This window comes from Streptomyces sp. YS-3 (assembly GCF_045257485.1).
Lineage (GTDB): Bacteria > Actinomycetota > Actinomycetes > Streptomycetales > Streptomycetaceae > Streptomyces.
Genome location: NZ_JBJHPC010000300.1, coordinates 1 through 8,775 on the forward strand (window position 1 = coordinate 1; position 8,775 = coordinate 8,775).

The 8,775-nt window shown below is 66.1% G+C and carries 8 protein-coding genes and 1 CRISPR repeat array; all 8 genes read left to right on the forward strand.

Translation table 11 applies throughout. The features are described 5' to 3' along the window. Positions 1–1,664: type I-E CRISPR-associated protein Cse1/CasA (gene casA, locus ACJA3G_RS22635; RefSeq protein ID WP_406554856.1), on the forward strand; the 1,664-nt coding region annotated here is incomplete at its 5' end. Between the two features lie 68 nt (positions 1,665–1,732). Beyond that, on the forward strand, positions 1,733–2,566 hold the full coding sequence (gene casB / locus ACJA3G_RS22640) for a type I-E CRISPR-associated protein Cse2/CasB (protein WP_406554857.1): 834 nt from the start codon (positions 1,733–1,735) through the stop codon (positions 2,564–2,566). An 84-nt stretch (positions 2,567–2,650) separates the two neighbouring features. Then, on the forward strand, positions 2,651–3,853 hold the full coding sequence (gene cas7e, locus ACJA3G_RS22645; RefSeq protein WP_406554858.1) for a type I-E CRISPR-associated protein Cas7/Cse4/CasC: 1,203 nt from the start codon (positions 2,651–2,653) through the stop codon (positions 3,851–3,853). Beyond that, positions 3,850–4,626: a type I-E CRISPR-associated protein Cas5/CasD gene (cas5e, locus tag ACJA3G_RS22650; protein ID WP_406554859.1), complete on the forward strand. Its 777-nt coding sequence runs from the start codon at positions 3,850–3,852 to the stop codon at positions 4,624–4,626. The genes cas7e and cas5e overlap by 4 nt, the downstream gene beginning before the upstream one ends. A 3-nt stretch (positions 4,627–4,629) precedes the next feature. Next, entirely contained in the window at positions 4,630–5,355 is a 726-nt protein-coding gene (gene cas6e / locus ACJA3G_RS22655; protein ID WP_406554860.1) for a type I-E CRISPR-associated protein Cas6/Cse3/CasE, read from the forward strand. Continuing rightward, complete coding sequence (gene cas1e, locus ACJA3G_RS22660) at positions 5,352–6,332, forward strand: type I-E CRISPR-associated endonuclease Cas1e (RefSeq protein WP_406554861.1); 981 nt, start codon at positions 5,352–5,354, stop codon at positions 6,330–6,332. Before cas6e ends, cas1e begins: the two co-directional genes overlap by 4 nt. Beyond that, positions 6,329–6,691, forward strand: a complete 363-nt coding sequence (gene cas2e, locus ACJA3G_RS22665) for a type I-E CRISPR-associated endoribonuclease Cas2e (protein ID WP_406554862.1) — start codon at positions 6,329–6,331, stop codon at positions 6,689–6,691. Before cas1e ends, cas2e begins: the two co-directional genes overlap by 4 nt. Positions 6,692–6,805: 114 nt before the next feature. Then, positions 6,806–7,200: a CRISPR direct-repeat array (repeat unit 29 nt; unit sequence GTGGTCCCCGCGCCTGCGGGGGTGATCCC). Between the two features lie 910 nt (positions 7,201–8,110). Further along, positions 8,111–8,775, forward strand: a 665-nt coding sequence (locus ACJA3G_RS22670; protein WP_406554863.1) for an HNH endonuclease family protein, incomplete at its 3' end; no start/stop codon positions are given.

Consider the following 8,775-nt stretch of genomic DNA (forward strand, 5'->3'; position numbering starts at 1 on the left):
GGGCAGGCGAGTTGACTCGGCAGCATCCTCCGTCGTTCGACCTGGTCCGCACACCGTGGCTGCCCGTGCAACGCACGGACGGATCAACCGACGAAGTTTCCCTGCTCACTCTCTTCGAACAAGCGAACTCCTTACGCCGATTGGTAGGAGACATACCCACGCAGGAGATGGCTCTGCTGCGACTGCTGCTGGCGATCCTCTACGACGCCTTGGACGGGCCCGCCGAGATCGAGGACTGGGAAGATCTGTGGCAGTCAGACAGCCCCTTCGCGACGGTGCCCGCCTATCTCGAGCGTCATCGCGACCGCTTCGACCTGTTCCACCCCGAGCGGCCCTTCTACCAGGTCGCTGGACTGCGTACGGCGAAGGACGAAGTCGCACCGCTCAGTCGGATCGTCGCGGACGTGCCTGTCGGAGAGCCCTTCTTCGCCATGAGACGTCCCGGGGTGAGTCATCTGTCTTGTGCAGAAGCCGCTCGCTGGCTTATCCACGCACACGCTTTCGACACCTCCGGCATCAAATCAGCCATGACCGGTGACGAGCGAGGCAAAGCCGGCAAGGTCTATCCACTGGGCGTCGGATCGCTGGGGACTCTGGGAGGAGTGTTCGCTGAAGGCCCCACACTTCGCGAGACCCTGCTCCTCAACCTGATCGCATGGGACGAAGCCCCCTCTGGCTCGGAAAGGGCCGCAGACGATATGCCGGTCTGGCGGCGCGATCCGCTCGGACCCGGCGAACGCGGCGACCCGCCGGGTACAGCGCGACCTGCGGGACTGCGGGACCTGTACACATGGCAGTCCCGCCGGATCCGACTGCATGCAGAAAACCATCGTGTGACCGGAGTAGTCCTCGGCTACGGCGACCCGCTCTCCCTCACCTCCCCCTGGAAGCACGAACCCATGTCCGGCTGGCGACGCAGCGAACTCCAGGAGAAGAAGCAGGGCCGCTCCCCCGTGTACACACCGCTACGGCATGATCCGAGCAAGGCTGCGTGGCGCGGACTGGCTGCCTTGCTGCCCGCCCGCCAGCACACGACAGACAGCGGCAAGCGTGGCGAGCCGGCAGCCACGCTCCGGGCCGGCATCACCCGATGGTTCACGCAGGTGATCACAACCAGTGAGATCGACCCCGGCACCCTGGTCCGGCTGAGACTCATCGGCGCCGTGTACGGTACCCAGCAGTCCGTGGTCGACGAGATCGTGGACGACTCCGTTGTCCTGCCCGTGATCACTCTTCACGAGGCCAACCCGGTGTACGGCGCAGCCGCCGTGGACGCCGTAAGCGACGCTGAGGGAGCCGTCATCGCCCTCGGACAACTCGCCGGCCACCTGGCCAGGGCAGCCGGGACTGACCCCACGGGGGCCGTCTCCGCAGCCCGCGACCTGGGATTTGGCACCCTCGATGGCCCTTACCGAGCATGGCTCAAGGAACTGCTGGACTTCTCCGACCTGGTCACTGCCCGCCAGGAATGGCGCGGTACCACCCGACGGCACCTGCTGCGGCTGGGACGTCAGCTCCTCGACTCCGCCGGCCCGGCCGCAGACGAAGGCCGGCTGGTCGACATTCCCGGGGTGGGACCGCGGCTGATGGACGCCGGCCGCGCCGAAGGATGGTTCCTCACCCGGCTCAACACGCTCCTGGGGCCACCGGCGGATCCCGTGTGACCCACGCACAGCCGACCACTCTCCGCAACCGAGTCTCTTCCGACCGAGCACCACACGGAGAACACCCGATGACCACCACGCACAAACAGTACACCCACAGCAGCAGCGCGGCGTCCGTCGACGACCGCCAACAACGCTCGCTCGCGTACCGGGCCACTTTGCGCACCATCGTCCCCCTGCAACGGGGATACCGAGACGACAGGCCAGCGGCCGTCGCCGCGGTGGCCCGGCTGCGGCGCGAGGCCGGACGCGAGGTCTACGCGACGGCCACCGGCTGGGGCCTTGATGACCTTGAAACCCTTACAGAGCTTCGCGAGGAAGAAAGCAACAACCCCGGACGGTATCCCTCACGGGGCGGGCGGGCCGACCAAGAGGAAAACGAGGATCGGGCAGTCCATCTCGCCGTGACCCTCTGGGCACTTCACCAGCAGTCCGTCCGAGACGAACCGATGCACGTGACCCAGTGGACCCTGGGGCGTGCCGTGCGACAGCTCGCCCAGGGCAAATCCGACACCCCTGACAGCTCGCCCCGCGACTCCGCCGGTAGCACGTCCAGCGACACGAGAGACGGAAGCGGGGCGTACACGCCCGTTGAAGACGTCAGTCCCACCATCCGAAAACGGTTTGTGCGCATCGGGACCTCAGCCGACTTCGACACCCTCGGCCGCCGCCTGCGCGAAATGGTGTTGCTGCTCCGCAACGCCCGCATTCCCCTGGACTACGGACTGCTTGCCGACCAACTCACCCGCTGGCAGAACGCCGCCAGCCAGGGCGACGTCCGGCGCGCCTGGGGAAGAGGCTTCCACTACACCGGTCCCAAGGCCCCTGCACTCACCGATGAACAAGACACCCCTGCACCCGCACAGACGCCGGACACCTCGGCTGAAGAGCCCACCAGGTAACCCGCGCCCACACCAGGGCGGTTGCTTGCCAGGGCGCCTGCGCAGGCAGACGTCTGGCACCGTCAGAAGAGAAACGGAAACACGGTGACCCGAACCATCCTTGATATCCACATCCTGCAGAACGTTCCGCCGAGCAACCTCAACCGTGACGACACCGGCACACCGAAGTCAGCAGACTTCGGTGGCGTCCGCCGGGCACGCGTATCCAGCCAGGCGTGGAAGCGCGCCGCGCGAAAGGAATTCAACAACCTCCTGCCGCCGGAAGAGCTTGGCGTACGAACGAAGAAGGTTGCCCAAGCGCTCGCTGACCGGATCGTCGAACGGAACAAATCGCTGGCTCCCGTAGCCGTCCAACTGGCTGCCGAAATGCTGAAGACGGCAACCGGAAGCAAGATCGAGGTGCCGAAGCGCAAGGAGAAGAACGGCGGCGAGGCCCCTGCGGTCCCGGAGTCCGCCTACCTGATGTTCCTCAGCAGGCGGCAGCTCGACAGCCTTGCCGAGATCGCCATCGAGGGCAGCGGTCCCGACGGCAACGTCAAGACCCTTGTGGAACATCTCAAGGACAAGGAGAACAAGGCCGCAGCACGTAAGGCCATCGACGCACGGCACTCGGTCGACATCGCACTCTTCGGACGCATGGTCGCCGATTCCGCAGACCTGAACGTCGATGCCGCGACCCAGGTGGCACACGCCCTGAGTGTCCACAAGTCAGAGATCGAGTCCGACTACTACACCGCCGTAGATGACATGTCCACGGAAGAGGAGTCCGGTGCCGGCATGATCGGCACCATCGACTTCAACTCCGCCACGCTCTACCGTTACGCCGCAATCGACGTCAACGCACTCCACCGCAACCTCGGACTGGGACTGCGAGACGACGAATCGCCAAGCACCCCCGTCGAGAAGGCCGTAGGTGCATTCCTCGAAGCATTCATCACGTCGCTGCCGACCGGCAAAATCAATACCTTCGGCAACCATACGCTCCCCTCAGCCGTCATCGTGAAGCTCCGCAACCGCTGGCCCGTCAGTTTCATCGGAGCCTTCGAAGAGCCAGTACCCCCGGGGCCGAACGGCGGCTTCCTGCGCGAAAGCTGCCAACGGCTGGCGGCCTACGTACCGCATTTGGAAGCGCAGTACGGCATCACCACCGATGACACCGACAGCTGGGTCTTCCGCGTGGGCGAAGAGACGCTTGGACTGGCCCCGCTCGGCGCACCAGTTTCATTGGACTCCCTGGTGCGGGATGTGACTGCAGCAGTAGCACAGCGGATGGGGTCCGCGAAATGAGCGTGCTGCTTCTGCGGCTCGCAGGACCCCTGCAATCGTGGGGCGCGGCAGCCCGCTTCGCCCGCCGCAGCACAGAGAACGCACCCACAAAGAGCGGAGTGCTCGGACTGCTCGCCGCCGCCGCAGGCCGGCCCCGCACAGCGGACCTGTCCGACCTAGCCGCCCTGCGGTTCGGTGTACGAATCGACCAGCCAGGCTCACGACTGCGGGACTTCCACACCGCCCACCACGACGACTCCGGCAAAGCCATGCCACTGTCCGAACGGTTCTACCTCACCGATGCCATCTTCGTCGCCGGGGTCGAAGGGGACAAAACACTGCTGCAGCGCCTGCACGAAGCCGTGCGATCCCCCCGCTTCCTTCCGTATCTCGGACGCCGTTCCTGCCCCCCCTCCCGTCCCATCGAGATGGGACCACCAACGGAGGACACCTCGCTCGAAGAAGCCCTGCACTCCGCCGAGTGGCAAGCGTCCAGCTGGTACAGGCGGCAGCAACGGCGCACGACACGGCGCACTGGCAGCCCCGACGCCTCCCAGACGCTCGATCTGCTCATCGACTGCCCTCAGGGTGAGGTCCCGCACCTGTCCTTGCGGGATCTGCCGGTGAGCTTTGACTCCAGCCATCGTCAGTACGGGCTGCGAGGCCTCCTCGCCGAGCGCATCGCTCTCCCCTCGACACACAGCACGAGGGGGGAGCATGACCCGACAGCCGGGCTGCGCGCCCTCGGACCAGCCACCGACGCCACCAACGGCACTGCAGACCGGCAGGAATAGCAGATGTACCTCACCCGTTTCCCCATCAACACCGCTCGCTCCGGCGCCCGCCGCCTCCTGGCCTCGCCCCACCTGATGCACGGCGCCGTCAACATGGCGTTTCCCACCCTGCCGCAACGCGATGGTCAGGCACCGCGGGTTCTGTGGCGCCTGGACCCGGCCCCGGCGGGGCGTGCCGACCTGTTCCTCGTCAGCCCCCAGCGCCCAGACCTGACCCACCTCGTGGAGCAAGCCGGCTGGCCCGCACTGGGGCAGCCGGGATGGACCACCTTCGACTACGGGGAGTTCCTCGACCGCTTGAAGCCCGGAGACACCTGGGGATTCAGGCTCACTGCCAACCCCGTCCACTACATCCATCAACCGCAAGACGCTGAAGGCGCCCCGACGAAGCGCACCGCTCATGTCACTCCACGCCACCAGATCGGCTGGCTCCTGAAACGACAGGAACATGCCGGCTTCGAAATCGTGCGGACACCCCCCGAACAGCAGCTGACCCAACACGGCCATGAGCACCAGGTAGTCGTGCACAACCGGCTACCCCAGCAGTTCCGCAAAAGTGGGGCAACCAGCGCCGAGCGCCACGACGTCCGCTTGACACGGGTCACCTTCGACGGCCGACTGCGCATCACCGATACCGATGTCCTCCGCCGAACCCTCACCCACGGGATGGGCAAAGCCAAAGCCTACGGCTGCGGATTAATGACCCTCACCCCCTTGAGCACAGCATGAGCACGATCAGCGGCCGCAGCATCTCCTCCCCACATGAACTGACCCGCGTCGGCGACCGGATCTCCTTCATCTATCTGGAACGCTGCACCATTCATCGCGACGACAACGCCATCACGGCAACCGACGCGGACGGCGTCACACACATCCCCTCCGCCAGCATCGGAACACTCCTGCTGGGCCCGGGAACCCGCGTGACCCACCAGGGCATGTCCGTCCTGGGCGAGTGCGGAGCCAGTGTGGTCTGGGTAGGCGAGCACGGCGTACGCTTCTACGCCGGCGGCCGCGCGCTCACCCGGTCCTCTCGCCTCGCAGAAGCCCAGGCCACCGCGTGGGCAAACCGTCGCACTCGCCTAGACGTCGCGCGAGCCATGTACCGGCTGCGCTTTCCCCAGGACGACCCGTCAGACCGAACCCGGCAAGAATTGCTCAACATGGAGGGGCGTCGCGTCAAGGAATGCTATCGCCGGGAGTCATCCCGTACCGGCGTGCCCTGGCGGCGGCGCGAATACCACCACGGCAACTTCACCGCCGGCGACCCCGCCAACCAAGCCGTCACCGCAGCCGCCCAGTGCATGTACGGCATCGCCCACTCCGTTGTCGCCGCTCTCGGCTGTTCCGCAGCACTCGGATTCGTTCACTCCGGACACGAACGCTCCTTCGTCCTCGACATTGCCGACCTATACAAAACAGAGATCGGCATCCCGGCCGCATTCGAAGCCGTAGCCGAAGGCGAGGAAGACATCGCCTCACGCACCCGCCGCGCTCTGCGGGACCGCATCAACACCGCTGGGCTCCTCAACCGCTGCGTACGCGATATCAAAGACCTGCTCACGCCCACCGACACCCCTGACACCCCCGGGTCGGACGACTTCTGCGACCAAGTCACCCTGCAGTCGGACGGCGGTCGGCACGTGGCGAGCGGCCGCAACTACAGCGCCGCCGAACACCAGACCATCCAGGAAGAACCCCTCTGGTGACCGTCATCGTCCTCGCCAACTGCCCTGCCGGGCTACGGGGGTTCCTCACCCGATGGCTCCTCGAAATCTCTCCCGGCGTCTTCCTCGGCTCCCCGACAGCCCGAATCCGCGCCGTCCTTTGGCAAGAGGTTCGCCAGTACAAAGGCAAAGGCCGCGCCCTGCTCGCCTACCAGACCAACAACGAGCAAGGCTTCACGTTCGAAACCCACGAACACGCTTGGCGCCCCACAGACCATGAAGGCCTCACCCTCCTCTTCCGCCCGGCACCACACGCCACCCCGCCGGTCACCACCTCCCCCGGCCCGCCAACCCAGGGCTGGAGCAAAGCAGCCAAGAGGAGGCGCTACGGAAACCGGTAGGCAGGTGATTGCCACACAACAAACCCTCATTCACCCCCTTTGTTCATCATGTCCGAATCTGCGAAAGTGAGCAAAATCCGCTCAGTGACGCGGTAAACAAGCAGGTCGCAGCCTGTGGTCCCCGCGCCTGCGGGGGTGATCCCGAGGCCAAGATTCGGTGTTGGGCGGCGGGCATGTGGTCCCCGCACCTGCGGGGGTGATCCCTATGAGGAACTTTCAGCGCATGGATGGGTGACGTGGTCCCCGCGCCTGCGGGGGTGATCCCTCCTGGTCCGCGGTGAGGGCGTTCTTCCGGCGGTGGTCCCCGCGCCTGCGGGGGTGATCCCGGCCAGAGTCCGGATACACCGCGCCTTGTGGGGTGGTCCCCGCGCCTGCGGGGGTGATCCCAAGTTGCGGACGGTCGGCCGTGGTGAGATCCAGTGGTCCCCGCGCCTGCGGGGGTGATCCCGGGAGCCATCCCGCCGCTACCACCTGCTCGGGGTGGTCCCCGCGCCTGCGGGGGTGATCCCCCGAAGCTCATCTCGTCGACGTCGCCGCGGTCGTGGTCCCCGCGCCTGCGGGGTGATCCCGGGGGGGACCACCCCACCCCGGGGGCAGGCGTGGTCCCCGCGCCTGCTCGGGGGGATCCCGTCCTCAACCACACGCCGGAGCAGCGCATGCAGTGGTCCCCGCGCCTGCGGGGGATGATCCCGCGCAGGCGCCCTGCTTTAACCTTGCTGGGCTGTGGTCGCCACGCCTGCTCAGCCCGTTGCACGCGCTCCAGGAAGAGGAGGGGAGCGAGACATGAAGACTGATCGGACGCGCGTTCGAGTGCAGATCGGGCCGAAGCGCGCTGCAGCGGCGCTCAGCCAAGGCGTCGATTTTGCAGCATCATCAGTGCCGCGATGGCGTTCGCGCTCCAGATCTTCCCGCGCCACCAGCTCGGGAAGGCTCTTCAGCGGCACCCACTCCCGATGTGCCGACTCGAAAGCCCCCGCCTGCGCGGGGACGACGTCGTACAGCCGGTCGGTTCCCGTCCCGACAGCGGTTCACTCCCCGCCTGAGCGGTGACCACTTTTCCCGAGTTGTATCGTTAAGGACGCTTTGCAACTTTTTAACCTATCCCGGAGGGCACGAGCACAACCTCCTCAGGGCCCGTCAAGCCGATCCTCGACTTCCGCATTTGAGACCTCACTTGCTGCGCCATGGTGTCTGATCTGCGGCAGGGGTGGGGTCAGGGTCGCCGCACCAGCGCCCGCTGAAGTAAGAGCGGGCACATGCTGCCAGGGTGGCGTCGATGCAGGCCTTTGCTGAGCGCAGTGTGATGAGATGAGGTCTCTCCCCTCGCGGGTGAAGTAGGTTCCCTGCCGGTCGACTTGTGTCCTGTAGGCCCGGTAGGAAGATCACGACGAATTGGTGACTTTCGTAAAGGGGACCTGGATGCGCCGTGCCCGGATCAGTTTTGCCGCCACCGCCCTCACCACGATTGCTCTGTTGCTCTCCCCTGCCGCAGCCTACGCCTCACCAGCCCAGGCAGCCGCCCCCGGCGAGACCGTTACCATGCCGATTCTTGACGCGCTGCAGAACCTGCCCGTACGGGCCGAGGACCGCACGGGATACCAGCGCAGTATGTTCAGGCACTGGGTGGACGCTGACCGTGACGGCTGCAACACCCGCCAGGAAGTCCTCAAGGCCGAGGCACTCCAGGCACCGGTGCAAGGTCCCAAGTGCGCCCTGACCGGCGGTTCCTGGTACTCCCCCTACGATGGCCTGTACTTCGACGACGCCCGCAAGCTCGACATCGACCACCTGGTCCCCCTCGCAGAAGCCTGGGATTCCGGCGCCTCGGCCTGGAGTGCGGCGCAGCGTCAAGCGTATGCCAACGACCTTGGTGACGAACGGGCATTGATCGCGGTCTCTGCCGCCTCCAACAGGTCCAAGGCCGACCAGGACCCTTCCACCTGGCTCCCCCCGTCTGCCGACTACCGCTGCCAGTACGTCACCGACTGGATCGCGGACAAGACCCGCTGGGGCCTCGACATCGACCCAGCGGGTCTTGTCCGCGATCCAGTCGGTGACGTACTGGCAGCGGTAGTCGGCAGACG